At 67.5% G+C, this 16,881-nt stretch carries 18 protein-coding genes; 6 read left to right on the forward strand and 12 right to left on the reverse strand.

Annotated elements, in window-relative coordinates; all coding sequences use genetic code 11:
• Positions 1 to 56: 56 nt before the first annotated feature.
• Positions 57 to 647, forward strand: a complete 591-nt coding sequence (locus D0D37_RS02610; protein ID WP_116198878.1) for a TetR/AcrR family transcriptional regulator — start codon at positions 57 to 59, stop codon at positions 645 to 647.
• On the opposite strand, the gene D0D37_RS02615 is transcribed toward D0D37_RS02610, so the two are convergent.
• Entirely contained in the window at positions 644 to 1,228 is a 585-nt protein-coding gene (locus D0D37_RS02615) for a TetR/AcrR family transcriptional regulator (RefSeq protein ID WP_116198879.1), read from the reverse strand. The genes D0D37_RS02610 and D0D37_RS02615 overlap by 4 nt on opposite strands.
• A 69-nt stretch (positions 1,229 to 1,297) precedes the next feature.
• Between D0D37_RS02615 and D0D37_RS02620 the strand changes: the two genes are divergently transcribed.
• Complete coding sequence (locus D0D37_RS02620; protein WP_116198958.1) at positions 1,298 to 2,737, forward strand: carboxylesterase/lipase family protein; 1,440 nt, start codon at positions 1,298 to 1,300, stop codon at positions 2,735 to 2,737.
• Here the strand turns inward: D0D37_RS02620 and D0D37_RS02625 are convergent.
• From D0D37_RS02625 to D0D37_RS02655, 7 genes are read right to left on the reverse strand one after another with little or no spacing between them, the layout of a single operon-like run.
• Positions 2,668 to 4,641, reverse strand: a complete 1,974-nt coding sequence (locus D0D37_RS02625) for an acetoacetate--CoA ligase (protein ID WP_116198880.1) — start codon at positions 4,639 to 4,641, stop codon at positions 2,668 to 2,670. The two genes, D0D37_RS02620 and D0D37_RS02625, sit on opposite strands and share 70 nt — an antisense overlap.
• The gene (locus D0D37_RS02630; RefSeq protein WP_116198881.1) at positions 4,638 to 5,456 is read right to left on the reverse strand and encodes an SMP-30/gluconolactonase/LRE family protein; all 819 of its coding nucleotides are present in this window, start codon (positions 5,454 to 5,456) and stop codon (positions 4,638 to 4,640) included. The genes D0D37_RS02625 and D0D37_RS02630 overlap by 4 nt, the downstream gene beginning before the upstream one ends.
• A complete protein-coding gene (locus D0D37_RS02635; RefSeq protein ID WP_116198882.1) occupies positions 5,453 to 6,904 on the reverse strand; it encodes a bifunctional 3-(3-hydroxy-phenyl)propionate/3-hydroxycinnamic acid hydroxylase in 1,452 nt (483 codons plus the stop codon). Before D0D37_RS02635 ends, D0D37_RS02630 begins: the two co-directional genes overlap by 4 nt.
• Positions 6,905 to 6,918: 14 nt before the next feature.
• Entirely contained in the window at positions 6,919 to 8,124 is a 1,206-nt protein-coding gene (locus D0D37_RS02640) for an MFS transporter (RefSeq protein ID WP_116198883.1), read from the reverse strand.
• A gap of 5 nt (positions 8,125 to 8,129) precedes the next feature.
• Positions 8,130 to 9,104, reverse strand: a complete 975-nt coding sequence (locus tag D0D37_RS02645; RefSeq protein ID WP_116198884.1) for an amidohydrolase family protein — start codon at positions 9,102 to 9,104, stop codon at positions 8,130 to 8,132.
• Positions 9,105 to 9,133: 29 nt separating this feature from the next.
• A complete protein-coding gene (locus D0D37_RS02650; RefSeq protein WP_116198885.1) occupies positions 9,134 to 10,060 on the reverse strand; it encodes a VOC family protein in 927 nt (308 codons plus the stop codon).
• 13 nt (positions 10,061 to 10,073) lie between these two features.
• Positions 10,074 to 10,907: a fumarylacetoacetate hydrolase family protein gene (locus tag D0D37_RS02655; RefSeq protein WP_116198886.1), complete on the reverse strand. Its 834-nt coding sequence runs from the start codon at positions 10,905 to 10,907 to the stop codon at positions 10,074 to 10,076.
• A 110-nt stretch (positions 10,908 to 11,017) separates the two neighbouring features.
• On the opposite strand from D0D37_RS02655, the gene D0D37_RS02660 reads away from it, so the two are divergent.
• A complete protein-coding gene (locus D0D37_RS02660) occupies positions 11,018 to 11,695 on the forward strand; it encodes a GntR family transcriptional regulator (protein WP_116198887.1) in 678 nt (225 codons plus the stop codon).
• Between the two features lie 66 nt (positions 11,696 to 11,761).
• Here the strand turns inward: D0D37_RS02660 and D0D37_RS48405 are convergent, their stop codons facing one another.
• Both D0D37_RS48405 and D0D37_RS48410 read right to left on the reverse strand, forming a co-directional pair.
• Positions 11,762 to 12,229, reverse strand: a complete 468-nt coding sequence (locus tag D0D37_RS48405) for an alpha/beta hydrolase fold domain-containing protein (RefSeq protein WP_279630247.1) — start codon at positions 12,227 to 12,229, stop codon at positions 11,762 to 11,764.
• Entirely contained in the window at positions 12,142 to 12,717 is a 576-nt protein-coding gene (locus D0D37_RS48410) for an alpha/beta hydrolase (RefSeq protein WP_279630242.1), read from the reverse strand. Before D0D37_RS48410 ends, D0D37_RS48405 begins: the two co-directional genes overlap by 88 nt.
• Before the next feature lie 68 nt (positions 12,718 to 12,785).
• Between D0D37_RS48410 and D0D37_RS02670 the strand changes: the two genes are divergently transcribed.
• Complete coding sequence (locus D0D37_RS02670; protein ID WP_116198888.1) at positions 12,786 to 13,397, forward strand: TetR/AcrR family transcriptional regulator; 612 nt, start codon at positions 12,786 to 12,788, stop codon at positions 13,395 to 13,397.
• Here D0D37_RS02670 and D0D37_RS02675 read toward each other — a convergent pair.
• A complete protein-coding gene (locus D0D37_RS02675; RefSeq protein WP_208719764.1) occupies positions 13,363 to 14,550 on the reverse strand; it encodes an MFS transporter in 1,188 nt (395 codons plus the stop codon). The two genes, D0D37_RS02670 and D0D37_RS02675, sit on opposite strands and share 35 nt — an antisense overlap.
• A gap of 665 nt (positions 14,551 to 15,215) precedes the next feature.
• Here D0D37_RS02675 and D0D37_RS02680 point away from each other — a divergent pair.
• Together D0D37_RS02680 and D0D37_RS02685 are read left to right on the forward strand one after the other, a co-directional pair.
• Positions 15,216 to 15,869: a response regulator gene (locus D0D37_RS02680; protein ID WP_009083595.1), complete on the forward strand. Its 654-nt coding sequence runs from the start codon at positions 15,216 to 15,218 to the stop codon at positions 15,867 to 15,869.
• A 9-nt stretch (positions 15,870 to 15,878) separates the two neighbouring features.
• Complete coding sequence (locus D0D37_RS02685) at positions 15,879 to 16,499, forward strand: trimeric intracellular cation channel family protein (RefSeq protein WP_116198890.1); 621 nt, start codon at positions 15,879 to 15,881, stop codon at positions 16,497 to 16,499.
• Between the two features lie 2 nt (positions 16,500 to 16,501).
• Here the strand turns inward: D0D37_RS02685 and D0D37_RS02690 are convergent, their stop codons facing one another.
• On the reverse strand, positions 16,502 to 16,876 hold the full coding sequence (locus tag D0D37_RS02690) for a hypothetical protein (protein ID WP_116198891.1): 375 nt from the start codon (positions 16,874 to 16,876) through the stop codon (positions 16,502 to 16,504).
• Positions 16,877 to 16,881 lie beyond the last annotated feature (5 nt).

Raw genomic sequence — 16,881 nt, forward strand, 5'->3', positions numbered from 1 at the left:
GGTCGGCGAGAAACTCCACCAACGATGAAGAAAGCTCGGCTAGACTCGCCGGGGCCATGACAGAACACAGTTCCCCCGCCCGCCCCGGACGCTGGCGAACCGGGGCGGAGAGCAAGCAGCGGATCCTGGACGCGGCACGCGCGCTGTTCCGCGAGCACGGCTACGGCGGTGCCACCGTGCGCGCGGTCGCGGGCGAGGCGGGCGTCGACCCCGGGATGGTGTTCTACTTTTTCGGCACCAAGCAGGGTCTCTTCGCCGCCGCGATCGAGATGTCCGCTCAGGTCCCGCCCGCTCTCGAGGAAGTCTTCGCCGGCGGGCTCGACGGCCTGGGGGAGCGCATCGTCCGGACGCTCGTGGAGAACCTCGACGCCTCGGGCCGCGCCCCGCGCGCGATGCTCACCCGCGCCGACGACCAAGCCGACGCCCTGATTCGCGAGTACGTCGACCGCGAAGTCACCAGGCGGCTGGCGGACCTGCTCGACACCCCGGATGCCGCGTTCCGGGCAGGAATGGTCAACGTCCAGCTCTTGGGCCTCACCGTGGCGAGGTACGTCGTGCGGATCGAGCCGATCGCGTCAGCATCGGTCGACGTCCTGGTCAACCGGTTCGGGCCGCTCGTGCAGCGGTGCTTGACCGAGGACGGCTAGGCGAAAAGCCGATCCAGGTGCTGATCGATCGCCGTGAGCGCGGCACGGGATTCGATCACGTCCAGCTCGAGCAGCGGCGTCAAGCCAGTCAGGGCAAGGACAAGATTCGTCTCGACGGCCGGGTCGCGGTCCGCGGCGATGTGTCCGTCGGCGATGGCTTGCCGGATCAGGTGTTCGACCAGCGCTCGCTTTTCGCGTAGGTCGTCGCGCAGCTTCGCGTGCAACTCGGGGTCGTGCAGGGCTTCGAGGACGTACGCGGCGCTCATCCGGCTGGTGGCGCGGGCATCGGGATGCAGCGGCAGCATCTCGGCGAGCGTCACCCGCAGGACCTCCCGAGGATGCGTGACGTCGGCGAGCCCCGCGGCGACTCGGTGCGACGTCTGCTCCCCGGCGAACTCCATCGCGAACGTGAGCATCGCGGTCCGGGTCGAGAAATAGTGCTGCACCTGGCCGAGGGACGCACCCGCCTCGCGGGCGACCTCGCGCATGGTCGCCCGGTTCCAGCCTTGCTGCGCCACCACCCGCCACAACGCGCGCGCGATCGCTTCCCGGCGCTCGCGGTGGTCGACCTTCTTCGGCACGCCAGCCCTTCCGTTCGTTCCAATACAACTGACATAATACGCTTGACTTGAATCCGGAGGGGGATGAAGATGGAAAACGAGAGGCAGCCGGCGGTCCGGACGGTCGAGGGGGCCGTGGCGGGCCGCTGGCGGGCGGGGATGGCGGAGTTTCGCGGAGTCCCGTACGCCCAGCCGCCGGTCGGCGAGCGCCGGTTCGCCGCGCCGGTGCCGGTTGCGCCCTGGGACGGCACGCGGCAGGCGACCGAGTTCGGTCCGCTGCCTCCGCAATCCGGGCCAGTCCAGATGGAGTCGGCTCACGAGACGGACTGGCTCACCCTCAACGTCTCGACGCCGGATCCAGGCGCGGCCGGGCTGCCGGTGCTGGTGTGGCTGCCAGGCGGCGGATACGTCATCTCGGTGAGCAGCGACCCGACTTACGATCCGACCCTGCTGTGCGCGGCGGGGCTGGTCGTGGTGAGCGTCAACTACCGGGTCGGCGTCGAAGGATTCGCGCTCATCGACGGGGCTCCGGTCAACCGAGGGTTCCTGGACCAGATCGCCGCCCTGGAATGGGTGCAGCGCAACATCTCCCGCTTCGGCGGCGACCCCGCGCGAGTGTGCGTCGCCGGACAGTCGGCGGGAGCGGGATCGATCGCGTCCTTGCTCGTGACGACGCAAGGCTTATTCCAGCGCGCCATCACCCATTCCGTGCCCAGCGCCTTCGTCCTTCCGCTGCTCGCGAAGCAGGTCACCGCCGCGCTCGCGAACGGGGACGACCTCCGGAACATCGACCCGTGGCAGCTGGCCGACAAACTCACCGCCTTCAACGCTGGGCTGCCCGGCCAGCGCGATCGCTGGGGTCCGATGGCCCAAATCGGGGCCGGAGTTTGCCCGGTTCTGGACGAGACTTCCCTCCCTCGGGCACCCTGGTCCGCTCTGGAGAACGGCGTCGACCTTCTCGTCGGCCACACCCGCGACGAGTTCCGGCTGTTCTCCGTCATGGCCGGACGGCTCGGTACGTTCACCGCCGAGGACGCCCAATTGGCCCTCGATCTCTTCGCCCCGGAACCGGACGGCTACCGCGCCGCCTACGCGGAAGCCAGCCCGGAGGAGCTGATGGAGATCGTCTACTCGGACGCGCTCTTCCGCATACCGAGTCAGAAGTTGGCCGAGGCGAACGCGCTGGCCGGTGGCAGGTCCTATCTCTTCGAGTTGTGCTTGTCCGCGCCCGGCGTGGGTGCGTGTCACAGCCTTGATGTACCTCTTGCATTCGGAACCCTGGACAGTCCGGTCGGCCGTCAGGTATTCGGCGAGACGCCTGATACCGCAACGCTTCGGGTGTCCGAGGAGCTTCGACAGGCCTGGGCCAGCTTCGCTGCCACTGGCGATCCCGGATGGGCTGCCTACCGTCCCGATCAGCGCCTGACTCGCGTGCTGGACGTCGAGTCGGTGACTGTTCCCTATCCGGAGGAGGCTTCGCGAAAGATTTGGGAGCACGACACGCCGGTCCCTTTTACCCTTCCCTCGTAGACATCCCGATACCAGTCAAGAAGATCAGGCCGATCAACGCTCCCCGGATCGACCACGCCGTCCGGCTCCTCCCCGCGCAACAGCCGCTTCACCGGAACCTCCAGCTTCTTCCCCGTCCGAGTATGCGGAATCCCCGGTGCCGCAATGATTTCGTCGGGGACATGCCGCGGCGAAGCACCCCGGCGGATGGCCGCGAGGATCCGCTTCCGCAGCGCGTCGTCGAGGTCGATCCCGTCGGCCATGGCGACGAACAACGGCATCCAATACCCACCGTCGTCCAGCTCAACACCGACGACAAGAGCCTCGGAAATCTCCGGAAGTTCCTCCACTGGCCCATAAATGTCGCTGCTGCCCATCCGCACGCCGTGCCGATTCAGCGTCGCGTCTGAACGGCCGTGGATGATCACCGAGCCGCGGTCGGTGATGGTCGTCCAATCGCCGTGCCGCCACACGCCCGGGAACGTGTCGAAATACGCGGCCCGGTACCGAATGCCGTCGGGGTCGTTCCAGAACCGCAGTGGCATGGACGGCATCGGACGCCGCACGACCAGTTCGCCGACCGTGCCACGCACAGGTTCCCCGTTATGCCCCAGGGAATCCAGCGCGACGCCGAGGCACGGAGCCGACAACTCACCCGCCCACACCGGGGTGGTGGGTGCCGCGCTCGCGAAGGCCGTGACGACATCTGTCCCGCCGCTGCTGGAAACGACCTGGACCCGCGACCCGAGTTCATCCTCGGTCCAGCGATGCAGGTCAGCCGGAAACGTCGATCCGGTGACTCCGAGCCGTGCCAACGCGCTCAAGTCATGGTCAGCAAGCCGGACACCGGCCTTGCGACAGGACGCCAGGTACCCAGGACTGGTGCCCAAGGTGGTGACCCGTAAGCGGGCGGCCAACTCCCACAACGCATCTGGACGGCCGAAGGCGGGACTGCCGTCGTAACAAACCGCGGTCGCTCCGACCAGGAGAGCGCCGACGAGGGAGTTCCACAGCATCCAGCTCGGCGTGGTGTACCAGAGGATCCGATCGCCAGTCCGCAGGTCTTGATGAAACGCGGAATGCTTCAGCTGCTCAAGGACTACACCGCCATGCCCGTGCACTATCCCTTTAGGACGGCCAGTAGTACCCGAAGAAAACAAGACCCACAACGGATGATCGAAAGGCACCGACACAGGCGTCAGCGCATCATCTCCGCTGGAGATCGACGACCAGGGAATCGCCCCGGGCACCGAGTCTGGATCGTCGACGACCACGGTAGCGACCAAAGTGGACAGTCCGGCCCGCAACGCCGCCACATCAGCACCACGCTCGACGACCCGGCCGCCGTGCCGGGCCCGGGTCGCGGTGATCAGCACAGTCGGCGTGAGCTGCGCGAACCGTGCCTGCGCCGCCGACCCGACGTAGTCCAAACCGCATCCGGCCCAGATCGCTCCGAGACTCGCGGTGGCCAGGAACGCCACGATCGCCTCCGCCGAATTAGGCAGATATCCCACAACCCGGTCGCCGGACGACACGCCCAACGCGGCCAAAGAAGCGGCGACAGACCCGACTTGACGGCGCAACTCGCCCCAGCTCAACTCGACCGGGGCGGCGTCCTCGGACACCGCGATCACCGCGGTGGCGGACTCGTCGCGGTCCCGGAACACCTCGGCCGCATAGTTCAACGTGCTCCCCGGGAACCAGACGCTGCCCGGCATCGCCTCGGTCGCCAGCGCCGGTTGCCCCTCCGGGCGCGCAGGCAGTCCGAAGTAGTCCCACACCGCGGACCAGAAGCCGTCGAGGTCCTGCACCGACCATTCCCACAGCGTCCGGTATCCGCCGGTCAGGTCGCGGCCGGTGCGGTCCGAGGCGTACCGGGCGAAGTCGGTGATCTGCGCTTCCTCCACCGGGACCCAGCCGGTCATTCGACCTCCACTTCCGCGACCGTGGTCCGCACAGCCTTGGCTGCGAGGGCCTCGAGCAGCGGCCGTCCGCCGGTGTCGGCAAGGGTGACGAACAGCCGGTTCCCGCCATCGCTGCAGCACGCGATGGGAAACTCGGCACCGGTGCTGATCGTGGCGCGCACCGTGTTGTCCCGGACCAGGACGACTGTGTGCCCGCTGGTGGTCGCGACCCAGATTCCTTCCGAAACTGGCCAGATTCCGTCCGGACGAGCTTCGGGACCCTCCAAATCGGCGAGGTCGGCGTAAAGACGCCGGTCGGCCAGCGTGCCATCCGCGCCGACAGTGAAGGCCGTCAGCCGTTGCGCGGCGGTTTCGGCCACGAGCAGAGTGCGCCCATCGTCGATGAAGGCGAGACCGTTGGGGAAGTCGAGGTTCTCGGCGGCGACAGCGGCTGAGCCGTCGACGCCAACTCGCAACAGACGGCCTGGCCGCGGCGGCTCACCAGGGATGAACCCGACGTCGTCGACATACAGATTTCCCTGTTCGTCGCCGACAAGGTCGCCCAGCGGACCGGTGGCCACAGCGCTGAGATCCGCGTAGGTGTCGAAGTGTCCGCCGGTCCAGACGCCGATGCGTTTCTCGTGCATCATGGCCGCGGTGAGCCTGCCGTCGGGCAAGAACCACAAGCCGTTGGCCGGTGAGTCCAGCTTCGTGGCGCTCCAGCTTCCGCCGTGATCGGTCCACAGCTGGCTGCCCTGAGTGTCGGACAGCCACAGCGCACCTTGGTGCCAGCGCGGCCCTTCGCCCCAGATCATCCCAGTGCCGTACGGCTTCATGCGCGCACCTCCATGCGCCGCGCGAGTTCCTTCGTCGCCGTCTCCAGTTCCGCGGTATCGGCGGCGAGGGCGAACGCGTACCGGTCCGGGCGGATGATGGCCGCGGTAGCCGAATTCGCGGCCAACCACTCTTCGACGGCCGGACCGGCATCGGCGACCACCGCGACGTCAAGCCGTCGCCACAACTCCTCGACCTCTGCCGACACGGCCTGCTTGCCCACGACGACGAAGTTGTATCCGGTGATGTCGTCAAGCCGCGCGCCATCGGCGTCCCGAGGCTGCGGGCTGAGTTGGCCGGGCTCCCCGGTCAGGCCGGGTCCGAGCGGCGGCCGCAACGGCTCGAGCGTCTGCGGTTCCGCCAGTTCCGGATGGGAATCGCCGATGCCGAACGACTCGATGAGATTGGCCTGCCGGGCGGATTCGACGATGTAGGGGCGAACATGCGGGGCGCGCTCGCTCTCGTAGGTATCGAGCAGACTGTCGGAGCTGACACCCTGGACGACGGCGGCGAGTTTCCAAGCGAGGTTCGCCGCGTCGCGGAGCCCGGAACACATGCCTTGCCCGAGCATCGGCGGCATCTCGTGCGCGGCGTCGCCGGCGAGGAACAGCCTTCCCGAACGCCAGCCGTGCACGAGCCGCGCGTGCCATTCGTAAGTGTCGGCTCGCATGATGCGGTAGCTGCCCGGCTCGATCCAGCGGCTGAGCGCGTCGTAGACCGCCTGCGGGCGTTCGAGCGCGGCGGCGTCGTCTCCGTCGAGGAGCATGAATTCGAACCGCAGCATCGGGGGAAAGATCGGCACGTAGGTGATCGGCCGTTGTCCCTGGCACAGAATGAATCCGGACTTCTCGGGAAGCGCCGGAGGATGCTGGAACGGATGGATGTCGACGATGAGCGAACGTTGCGTCCCCTCCAGATCCTCGACCTCAGCGTCCATCAATTGCCGGACAAATGAATTCGCCCCGTCGGCGCCGACGGCGTAAGCCGCTTTCAGCGTCTTGACTTGGTCCCGGTCTGTCACCGTGAGGTAGACGGCGTCGGAGTCCTGAGTGATCTCGGTGACGGACCAGCCGAACCAAAGGTCGACGTTCGGGTCGCTCGCGAGCAAACCGCGCAGCCGGGATTCGAAATCCGGTTGATGGAACTGGTAATCCGTGCGCCAGCCCTGTCCGGATTCGCCTCGCGCGTGGGCGAATTCGAGGAACGGCGTCCCGTCCGGCAGTTGCAGCGTCCACCCGGTCTGCCGCAGGAACCGCTGTTCCAGATCGGCCGCGCCCAGCGTTTGCAGGGTGCGCATCGATTCGTCGTCGAGATGGGTCGCCCGCGGATGGTGGCAGACGATCCGGTTCGGGTCGATCGCGGCGACCCGGAGCCCTTTCGCGCTGAGCAACCGCGCCAGGGTCAAGCCGACCGGACCGCAGCCCACGACAGCGATGTCGTATGTGTCCATGACTGTTCCTCCGCTCAAGCCGGTTCTTCGATCGGCTGCGACGTGGGGGTTTCCGCGGTACGGCGGAAACTTCCGAGGGCAACGGTGAGGATCGCCCCGAAAACCGCTGGCACCGCGAAAAGCAGGAAATTCCACTGTGGAGCGAAACCGGCGGCAAGCACCCACCCGCCCAGCACCGGCCCGGCGATCGCGCCGATCCGGCCGATCCCCAGCGCGACCCCGATCGCGCTGGCCCTGGCGTGCGCCGGATAAGTGCGGGCGATGTATACGTTGATCAATCCCTGCACGCCGAACGCGCCAGCCCCGCCGATCAGCACGATCACGGAAAGAACGATCAACGGCGACCGGATGCTCAGCGCGGCCATGGCGCCCGCGGCGACGACGAAACAAGCGATAATGGGGACTCTCGACCCGGCTCGGTCAGCGAGCACCGCGATCGCGAGGCCGCCGACGGTCGCGCCGACGTTGAGCAAGGTAAGGAACATCAGCGAGGAGTCGAGTGGATACCTCGCGGCCTGCATCAATTGCGGCAGCCACGTGTTGATCCCGAAGATGAGCAAGAACGAACAGATCACCATGACGCAGAACAGCGCGGTCGTTCCCGTATATGGCGGCCGCAACACGACGCGCAAGCCGCGTGCTCCCGTCGGCTCTCGCCGATACACCGGTGATTCAGGCAACCAGCGGTAGGTCATCGGCAACAACAGCAGTCCGACCACGCCGCCGACCACGTACTCCGGCCGGAAGTTGTCTCCCTGCAAGAAAGCCGCGGCCACGACCGCAGCCAGCGAGCCGCCGACCGTTACTCCACATTGGACGATCGTCGAGCTGAGGTTCTTCCGCTTCGGCGGCGCGAGTTCGAAGATCAGCGGCCCCATCGCCGGGTAGACCGCGCCGACTCCCAATCCGACGAGGAGCCTGCTGGTGCCGAACAGTTCCGGATTGGCCGCGAACGCGCAGGCGAACATGCCCAGCGAAACGACCGCGATGCTGAGCAAAGTCGTCCGGCGTCGTCCGTATCGGTCGGTGAGCGGCCCGACCAGCAGAGCGCCGAAGAGCATGCCCACCGGGGTGAGGCTGCCCAGCGTGCCCAGCTCGGGCAGGGAGAGCTGCCACGGCTGGTGCCGGAGCAACAGCGGCGTCGTCGCGCCGAAAGCGACGAGGTCGTACCCCTCCAGCGTCATGACGGCCAGCCCGATCGCGATGGCTCGCCACGGCATTGTCCTCACGTGCTTGCCTTCGCTGTCGGCAGGCGCAACACCCGTTCGGCGTTGCGGTGGCTGATCTTCTCCCGGTCGCCATTGCTGATCGGCGCTTGTTCGAGGAACTTAACGGCTTCGGCGGTGTCTTCGAACGGGTAGTCGACAGCGAACATGATCGCGTCCGCACCGACGCTCAGGACCGCACCGGCAAGCGCGGCCGGGGAACAAACACCGCTGGTGGTGATCAAAATGTTGTCGCCGAAGTATTCCGACGGTTTACGGGCGAGGGTCCGGTGTTCCTGCCGGTCGTAGCGCGAATCAAGACGCGCGAGCTGAAACGGCAGGAACTCGCCGAGGTGGCCGAGAATGAGCGTGGCACCGGGATGCCGGTCGAAGACGCCGCCGAAAACCAGCCGGAGAGCGTGTCCGCTTGTCTCCGCTCCCCAGCTCCACAATGGACCGCGCAGTTCAGGTCGTCCCTCGAGCACCTGCCACGGCTCGGCCGGGGGAGCACCGGGGTGGAGGTAGAGCGGCACGTTCAGTTCTTCGAGCGCGGCCCACACCGGTTCGTAGCGCGGGTCATCGAGGTAGGTGCCGTTGGTGTGGTCGTTGACGAGCGCCCCGCTGAGACCGAGCGTGCCGATGGCGCGGCGGAGTTCCGTGACCGCGGCATCGGGGTCCTGGAGCGGCAACGCGGCCAGCCCGCGGAACCGGTCCGGGTGGTCGGCGATCACTTCGGCTAGGTGTTCATTGGCGATCCGGGCGTCTTTGCCGGCCCTTTCCGGATCGGTCAGGCCTTGAATGCCGGGCGCGGTCAGGGAAAGCACCTGGACGTCGATACCGTTCTTGTCCATTTCCGGCAGCCGGTAAGTCGTGTAGTCGCACAACCGGGTTCCCCAATCCTCGACCCACCGCGCGGCGGTTTCCGTCTTGGGCACGGGGTATCCGGCCTGCAGTTCGGGGAGCGCGAACGCTTCCTCCATAGCGATGAAACGCAAGGTAATGGCCTCTCCGTCGGCGGGGGTGCTCAACTGCCTTCTGCGTGCGCGCCGGTCATGTGCGCCGCCAGGTCTTCCGGATTGATGAACGACGGCGGGGGCGGCGGACCCCATTCGTAGAGCGACTGGAGGCCCTCGAACGATCGCGGCGTCCAGAGTTGGTCGTCGACGATGGCGTCCATGTCGGAGTAGTACTCGGCGAAGTTCCCGGCGGGATCCTTGAGATACCAGAAGAAATTCGACCCGATGTGGTGGCGGCCCAGCCCCCAGACGTGCCGTTCCGGATGCTCGGCGAGCATGCTCATCGCCCCGCGGCCGACATCGTCCACATCGGACACCTGCCACGACGTGTGGTGCAGGAAATTGAGCGGAGCCTGCTGCACGAGCAGGTTGTGATGATCGGTGGAACACCGCAGGAACGCGGCCCGGCCTGGAACGACGTCGCTGACCTTGAACCCGATGCCGTCGGTGAAGAACCGCTGAGTCGACTCCTGCTCGACGGTCCCGATCACGACGTGTCCCAGCGCAAGCGGCCGCACCGGCTCGGTCCGGGACAGCACCGGCGCGCGGGTATCGGCACGGTCGAGCCGCCCAGGGCCGTTGTACGGGGTGGCCGGGACGGATGCGCGTACCAGCCGCGGCGCGATGACCGCTTCGACCGCGATGTCCGCGATCGGTTCCCGGGCGTGCAGGGTTTCTGCGTCGCGCCGCACCGGAATGCCCAGCCGGTCAAGGTTCGCGGCAATGCGGCCAAGATCGTCGGCGTCATCGACCGCGACGGTCAGACCCAGCAAGCGGCGGACTCGCGACTGCTTGAGGACGAACTGCTCCCCGCCCTCGACCGTGGCGAACCGGCCCGGTGCGAGCTGCGTAAGCCCGAAATCGGCGTAGTACCCGGCGGTGCCTTCGACGTCGGGCACGCCGACGGTCAGCGACTTCAATCTGTGCAGTGCCATGGAATTGCCCCTTTCACCCGGCGACGCAGAGCTGCCGGAGCTGGCCGATACCTTCGATCTGCGTGACCACCTCGTCGCCGGGCCGCAGGTAGCGCCGTGGAGACCGCGAATGCCCGACGCCCGAGGGCGTGCCGGTGAAGATCAGGTCTCCGGGCAACAACGGGCACACCGCCGACAGTCGGGCGATCAACTCAGCGACCGAGAAGACCATCGACGACGTGCGAGCCTTCTGCACACTCTCGCCGTTGACGAGGCATTCGACCGCGAGATCGTCGGGGTCGGCCAACTCGTCCGCGGTCACCAGCACTGGCCCGGTAGGAGCGAATCCCGGAAACGACTTGCCAAGCGAAAACTGCGGGACCGGCCCCGCCGCCTGCACGACGCGTTCGGAAAAGTCTTGCCCCACAGTCAATCCCGCCACATGCAGCCAAGCGTCTTCGGCCGCCGTCTTCTCGGTGCGGCGGCCGATCACGACCACGAGTTCGGCTTCCCAGTCGACGAACTCGCTGGGCAGCCGCAGCTGGTTCTCCGGGCCGGCGAGGGAGGTAGCGAACTTCGTGAACGTGGCTGGCGACTCCGGCAGCGCAAGCCCCGCTTCCTGCGCGTGCTCCCGGTAATTCAACCCGATCGCGAAGACCTGCCGCGGCTTCGGCGAGGGACTCCCCGCCTCGCCCTCGGGCGCGGCCGGCCCGCCGGTCGTCGTGCGCCCCCACTCCGCGAACTCGGTCCAGCGCTCGAAAACCGCGAGCGGATCGGCCGGGAACCGCCCGCCGCTCGCGCCCTCGACGTCGATCACCTTGTCGTCGAGCACCAGGCACATCCGGCCCGCCCGTGTCGTCGTTTTCATTCTCCGCGTCCTTCCGCTGCTTCCTCGGCCAGTGAACACCGGGGAATCTCGATAAGTCAAATAAATCTCGAGATTCTGGCTTGTGTGCGTAATCAGGTACGATCTGCGACATGACTGGTGCTCGCAGCACGACCCGCGTCGAGGACGTCTACCTGCGTCTTCGCGCCGACATCCTCAACGGCCGACACGAGCCCGGATCGCGGCTGCGCGTGGAAGCGCTCAAGGGTGACTACGACGCCAGCAGCGGCGTCCTGCGGGAAGCGCTTCCCCGTCTCGTCGGCCAGGGCCTTGCGACTTTCGCGCCGCAGCAGGGGTTCCGGGTCATCGATGTCTCCCCCGACACCCTGCAAGACCTCACCGAAGCGCGCGTGGTCGTCGAAACGCACGTAGTCCGCGAATCCCTCGCGCACGGCAGCATCGAATGGGAGTCCGACCTGCTCGCGGCCCACCACAATCTCGCCCGCACCACGTTCGCCGACGAGTCAGACGCGATCAACGAACGGTGGCTGGCCGCACATGCCCGGTTCCACGAGGTCCTGCTGGAGGGCTGCCTCAACCAGCACCTGCGCGCGGTGGCGACGCAACTGCGCGAATCCGCCGAGGTCTACCGATGCTGGGCCCGCACCTCGAGCGAGGGTAGCCACCGGGACGTCGCCGCGGAACACCGGCTGATCTGCGACCGCGCGATCGAACGAGACATCCCCGGCACGGTCGAAGCGCTGCGGGACCACATCGAGCTGACTACGAAGCTGCTGCTCGACGAGTATCGGAGCCGGGAAGACGAATAGCCGGGGTATTGGTGCCCATGCCTCAAGTTTTGCCACCACGCGCGGCTGGCGTCCAAGACTGGTTCGCTATCCGTCGATAACCTGACGGCATCGTTGAGCCCGGCGTCCATGCTTCGTCAGGAAACGTCGCTGCTCCGCCGCCGCGTCCAAGTCCTCCGGGCTGTCGCCGCCGAACCCGCCGTGCGGCATCGCCTCGAACACGTGCAGTTCGGCCGCTACGCCCGCCGCGCGTAGTTTGCGATGCATCCGGACCGTGTTCGACAGGAACAAATCGCGAGTGCCGCTCCGGAGAAAGGTGGGCGGGAAACCGGAAACGTCGCCGAAGATCGGGGACAGGTACGGATCCCGCAGGTCAGCGCCCGCTGCGTAGAGCGTGTTCGTCGGAGCCAAACTACGGAGGACGTTGTCGACGCCGTTGAAGGTCTGAAAGGTGTCGCCGGATTCGGTCAGGTCAATCTGCGGCGTGTTGAGCACCAGTGCCGCCGGCATCGGTAACCCGGCATCCCTGGCGCACAACAGAAGCGCGGCAGCGATATTCCCGCCGGCCGAGTCGCCGCCGACAAACACCTGCGACGGAGCACGCTCATCGAGCGCGCGCCGGTCACCGACATCGCATCATTCAAAGCAGCCGGATGCGGATGCCGCGGCGGCAATCGATAGTCGACGCCCCACACGAGCATGCCCATCGACAGTGCGGTCCGGGCAGTCGTCGCACGGCACGCGTCCCCGCCGCCGACCAAGAGACCGCCGGGATGCAGCCACAGGAAGACGGCCTCGTCGTCAACCCCGTGCGGCCTCGCCGTGTACCCGACAGCGTTACCGGCCTCGAAGCCCTCGACGCTCACCGGCATCTCGGAAATCGGAAACCGCTGTGCCGTCGACTGATTGGCCTGGGCGGCCAGCGCGAGCCAGCCGTCGATGTCGTCGGCGGCCGGATATGCCAGCTCGCCAACATCGAAAGCGAGCCAAGCCCGAGCCTGCTCGCTGACGGTGGACGGCGCGGGAAACGCGCGCTCGCTCATTGGCTCTCCCTCGGCCGGCTGCTACTATCTTAACTAACTAAATTTAGACACGCAAGAAAGTGGTGCGGATGCCCAGAACCAGCGAACGCGGCGGCCCTCAGACGCGCGCCCGGATCCTGGAGGTCGCGAACCGGCTGTTCCTCGAGCGCGGATACGAAGCCGTCACGGTCGCCGAGGTCGCGCGTGAGGCCGGGGTTTCCAGCGTGACCGTCTTCAACCACTTCGCGCGCAAGGAAGACCTCTTCCTGGACCGAGCGGCCGACGCAGCCGACCTGCTGCGCGCGGCTGTCCGCGACCACGCGCCGGGCATCGATGTCCTAACCTCGTTGCAGGACATGACTTTCCGCCTCAGCGACGAACGCGCACCACTCTCCGGGCTCAGTGCCCACGCGATACCGTTCTTCCGGACAGTCGCCGGTTCGCCCGCGTTGATCGCCCGCGCACGAGCCATCGGCTCCGAACTCCAGTCGGCGCTGGCCGAGGAGCTAACCCAAGACCCCGCCTTCGACGGCGACGGGGGCTTGCTCGCGGCGTTCTTCATCGCTGGCTACAGCGCGGTGCTGGTGGAAACTGTCAGCCGCCGCATCGATGGCGAGCCGGACGAGGCCGTGGCGAAGGACCACCGGGATCGTCTCGGACGCCTGTTCACGGCGTTGCGCGACGGCGTCGTGGCGCGCTGACGATCAGGACAATCGCCGCGGCGACGGTGCAGATCGCGAGCGCGGTGCCGGGGGCCGTGGTTTCCGTCGCCGCGCCGAGGAGACCCGAGCCAGCGGCGGCTCCGAGATTGACCGCGGTGTTGATCCAACTGCTCGCTTCGGTCCGCACACTGGGATCAGTGCGCGCGTCAGCCGCGAGGTAGCCGACGATGAGCAGGGGAGCGATAAACCCGCCCGCCACCCCGATGCCGACGATGAGCACCGGTGTGGACCCGATGAGCCCGGCGGTCGCGCTGACGCCGATCAGCGCCGCTCCGAGGACGAGCAACTGTCGTTCGACCGACGTGCGCAGATTCAGCCGGCCGTACAGCAGCCCGCCGAGCGCGCTGGCTCCGGCGAACAGGGCCAAGACGATGCCGGGGAGAACCGTGGATCCCTCGGCTGTCCCAATAGCTGGTGCCTCGATCTCGACCGCGCCGAGGATGATTCCCGGGGCCATGATGGCGACGACAACAGGGAGAAATCCGGGCGACCGCAAAGGTTTAGGCGTGTTCGCGGTTGTTTTCGCACGGTGTCCTCGCTGCTGCCGGGACAGCGGACTGAGCACGAAAAGGCCAGTGCCCGCGGCGACGGACCCGGCCGAGACGTAAAGCGCCAGCATCGGATCCGCGAGCGCGGCGAGTACCGCGGTAGCCAAGGGGCCGACTGCGAAAATCAACTCCTCGGCGACCGCGTCCAGGCTCAATCCGCGAGTACGCAGCGGTCCGCTGGCGAGCACTGCCGACCACACGACGCGCATCGTGGATCCAAACGGCGGAACCGACAATCCCGCGACTGCGCCGAGGCACAGCAGGAAAGGCAACGGCGCACCGGGATTCGCGGCGAACACGGCGAGCACCATCGTGTGGACCGCGCCCAGCGCGGCCAAGACGGCTGTCTGGCCGAATCGGTCGATGGCTCGCGCTCGCCATGGCGTCGCGACGACATTGGCGATTCCCAGCACAGCCGTAACGGCTCCGGCCGCGGCGAACGACCCGCTGCTGGATTCGAGGAGCAACACGAGCGCGAGCCCCGACATCGCCAGCGACGATCGGCCAAGGATGCTCGGCAGGAAGGAGCGCACTGCCTGCGGTTGGCGCAGCGCGGCCCAATAAGAAGGTTGTTCAGTTGACACGTCGTTCTCCAGTGCACAGCGCGAGTCGAGGCGCGCGAGGCCAACGGGTTGCCGCGCCGGAAAACGGCGCGCTGAGACCCGCCCGGGCCGGTGCTGGATCTGCGAGGGGCGGGTCGCAGGACCGTCAGCTGAAGAGAACGATGAACTGGAACATCGACGTCACCGTATCAGGGACAGCTCGGGTGGCAGTCAGTTTTTGGGGCGGGTGCCGGTTGCTGGGCTGGCTCCTGGCGAGATAAGTCCACAAAGGACTCAGGCCCGGCGAACCCGTCCGTCCGTGACGCCGGACCCCCGTAGGGCCAGGCCGGTTAGCTCGGCTCGGCAAGGCGCTGCGGATCGTCTGAGCTGTCAACCGGACCTGCGCCACCACATCGAGCAGCCACACCCTCGGCAACCGACATTTCGGACGCGATGGACCGGCCAGTGGTGTGCGCCCGATGAACAACAGCTCTCTCTGGATCGGTTACGCAACTCGGTGGCACCCACCCGCCGTACTCACTCAAGTGGGTGACCTGCGACGGGGTTGACTGCGGTTCTCCGCCGCTCCGGTGGCCCAGTCGAGTCACCTGGTCGTGTCTGGTTTCGAAACCGTGAACAACAGTAGGTAATCTTCCGTAACGGGTGCGGGGAGCCGCCTCCAACCCACGGTTTGCCGGAGGGCTTCGTTGATCAAGCTCATGTTCGCCGACGACGAGGAACTAGTTCGGTCGGGGCTGCGCGCCATGATGTCCGGGGCGTCGGACATCGAGATCGTGGGCGAGGCAAGCGACGGCAGATCGGCGGTCGAGGTCGCCCGTCGCTATCACCCCGACGTCGCGCTGCTCGACATCAAGATGCGCGCCCCTGACGACGGCATTCGCGCACTTCGGGCCATTCTCGCGCTGCCCGATCCGCCGACTGTCGCCATGCTCACCACCTTCGACATCGACGAGTACGTCAGCCTCGCGCTGCGGCTCGGCGCCAACGGTTTCCTGCTGAAGGACATCGACCCGGCGGCGTTGCTGCGCGCGGTGCGCGACCTGGCCAAGGGCGGTGCCGTCCTCGATCCGGGCGTGGCCGTCCGCATGGTGCAGAGCCACCGTGACGAGCAGCGGGCCGCGCAGCCGGCGCGCAAGCTCCTGGCCTCGCTGTCCGAACGCGAACGCGAGGTCGTCGCGCTGATCGGGCAGGGGCTGTCGAACGCCGAGATCGGCGGGCGGCTGCACCTGTCCGAGGCGACGGTGAAGGGGTACGTCTCGGCCGTGCTGTCGAAGATCGGCGCGGCCAACCGGGTGCAGGCCGCGCTCCTGGCCTACCGCGGCGGGCTCCTCGACCAGTAGAACCAGCAGATGCTGCTGATCGCGCTCGAGTTCCTGGGGCTGGTGGCGTTCGCGGCGTCCGGGGCGCTGGCCGCGGTCCGGGCGCGGCTGGACGTGTTCGGCGTCGTCGTGGTCGGACTGACCACGGCGCTCGGCGGCGGCATCATCCGCGACGTGCTCCTCGGCATCCATCCGCCGACGTCCCTGCGCAACTGGCCGTACCTGGCCGTTTGCGCGGCGACGGCGCTGGTCGTGTTCGCCTTCCACCCGCAGGTCGCCCGGCTGCGGCACGCGGTGCTGCTCGCGGACGCGGTCGGGCTCGGCGTGTTCGCCACGGCCGGGACGACGCTGGCGCTCAACGCGGGCGCGACCGGGTACGCCGCGTGCCTGATCGGCATGACCAGCGGCATCGGCGGCGGCGCGGTCCGCGACCTGCTGCTGCGGGAGATCCCGCTCGTGCTCCGCAAGGAGATCTACGCGATGGCCGCGCTGACCGGCGCGGTCTGCGTCTGGGCGGGACACGCGCTGAGCCTCCCGTCGGGAGTGGTCACGACCTTCTCGGCGATGGTCGTGGTCGCGATCCGCGTGCTCGCGCTTTGGCGGCACTGGAACGCTCCGGTCGCGCGGCCGCCGGAAGAGCGCTCGTTGTGATGTCAGCTGCAGATGTGGATGTGCTTCCCGCCGACGCAGGTGCGCACGTGCGGGTGCGGAATGTGCGGTACGTGCACGCCCGAGTCGTCGGGCAGAGGTATGTCGGTGGTGCCGGACCCGGTTCCGGTGTCGACGGGATCGTCGGAGGGGAGCGAGTACGTCGGCGTCGAGGTGGGCGTGTCCTGGGTCGTAGGCAGTTCAGACGCCGGAGCTGGGCTGTAAGCAGGTGCCGAAGTCGTCGTGAGCGGGACCGTTGCGGAGGAGGGCGCGGCCGGTCCGGCGTCCTTGCTGCTGCACGCGTTGCCGATCATCCCGATGACGGCGAGTACAAAGATTCCCGCCAGCCAGCCGGGGCCGAGCCTCTTCCGATGGGCCATCAGCG

This window comes from Amycolatopsis circi (assembly GCF_003385235.1).
Lineage (GTDB): Bacteria > Actinomycetota > Actinomycetes > Mycobacteriales > Pseudonocardiaceae > Amycolatopsis > Amycolatopsis circi.

Bases quoted from the DNA above. Each gene is read 5' to 3' on its own strand.
- D0D37_RS02635 (WP_116198882.1), bottom strand. From the start codon at position 6,904: ATGGACACATACGACATCGCTGTCGTGGGCTGCGGTCCGGTCGGCTTG.
- D0D37_RS02660 (WP_116198887.1), top strand. From the start codon at position 11,018: ATGACTGGTGCTCGCAGCACGACCCGCGTCGAGGACGTCTACCTGCGT.
- D0D37_RS02640 (WP_116198883.1), bottom strand. From the start codon at position 8,124: ATGCCGTGGCGAGCCATCGCGATCGGGCTGGCCGTCATGACGCTGGAG.
- D0D37_RS02650 (WP_116198885.1), bottom strand. From the start codon at position 10,060: ATGGCACTGCACAGATTGAAGTCGCTGACCGTCGGCGTGCCCGACGTC.
- D0D37_RS02620 (WP_116198958.1), top strand. From the start codon at position 1,298: ATGGAAAACGAGAGGCAGCCGGCGGTCCGGACGGTCGAGGGGGCCGTG.
- D0D37_RS02630 (WP_116198881.1), bottom strand. From the start codon at position 5,456: ATGAAGCCGTACGGCACTGGGATGATCTGGGGCGAAGGGCCGCGCTGG.
- D0D37_RS48410 (WP_279630242.1), bottom strand. From the start codon at position 12,717: ATGAGCGAGCGCGCGTTTCCCGCGCCGTCCACCGTCAGCGAGCAGGCT.
- D0D37_RS02625 (WP_116198880.1), bottom strand. From the start codon at position 4,641: ATGACCGGCTGGGTCCCGGTGGAGGAAGCGCAGATCACCGACTTCGCC.
- D0D37_RS02690 (WP_116198891.1), bottom strand. From the start codon at position 16,876: ATGGCCCATCGGAAGAGGCTCGGCCCCGGCTGGCTGGCGGGAATCTTT.
- D0D37_RS02610 (WP_116198878.1), top strand. From the start codon at position 57: ATGACAGAACACAGTTCCCCCGCCCGCCCCGGACGCTGGCGAACCGGG.
- D0D37_RS02670 (WP_116198888.1), top strand. From the start codon at position 12,786: ATGCCCAGAACCAGCGAACGCGGCGGCCCTCAGACGCGCGCCCGGATC.
- D0D37_RS02685 (WP_116198890.1), top strand. From the start codon at position 15,879: ATGCTGCTGATCGCGCTCGAGTTCCTGGGGCTGGTGGCGTTCGCGGCG.
- D0D37_RS02655 (WP_116198886.1), bottom strand. From the start codon at position 10,907: ATGAAAACGACGACACGGGCGGGCCGGATGTGCCTGGTGCTCGACGAC.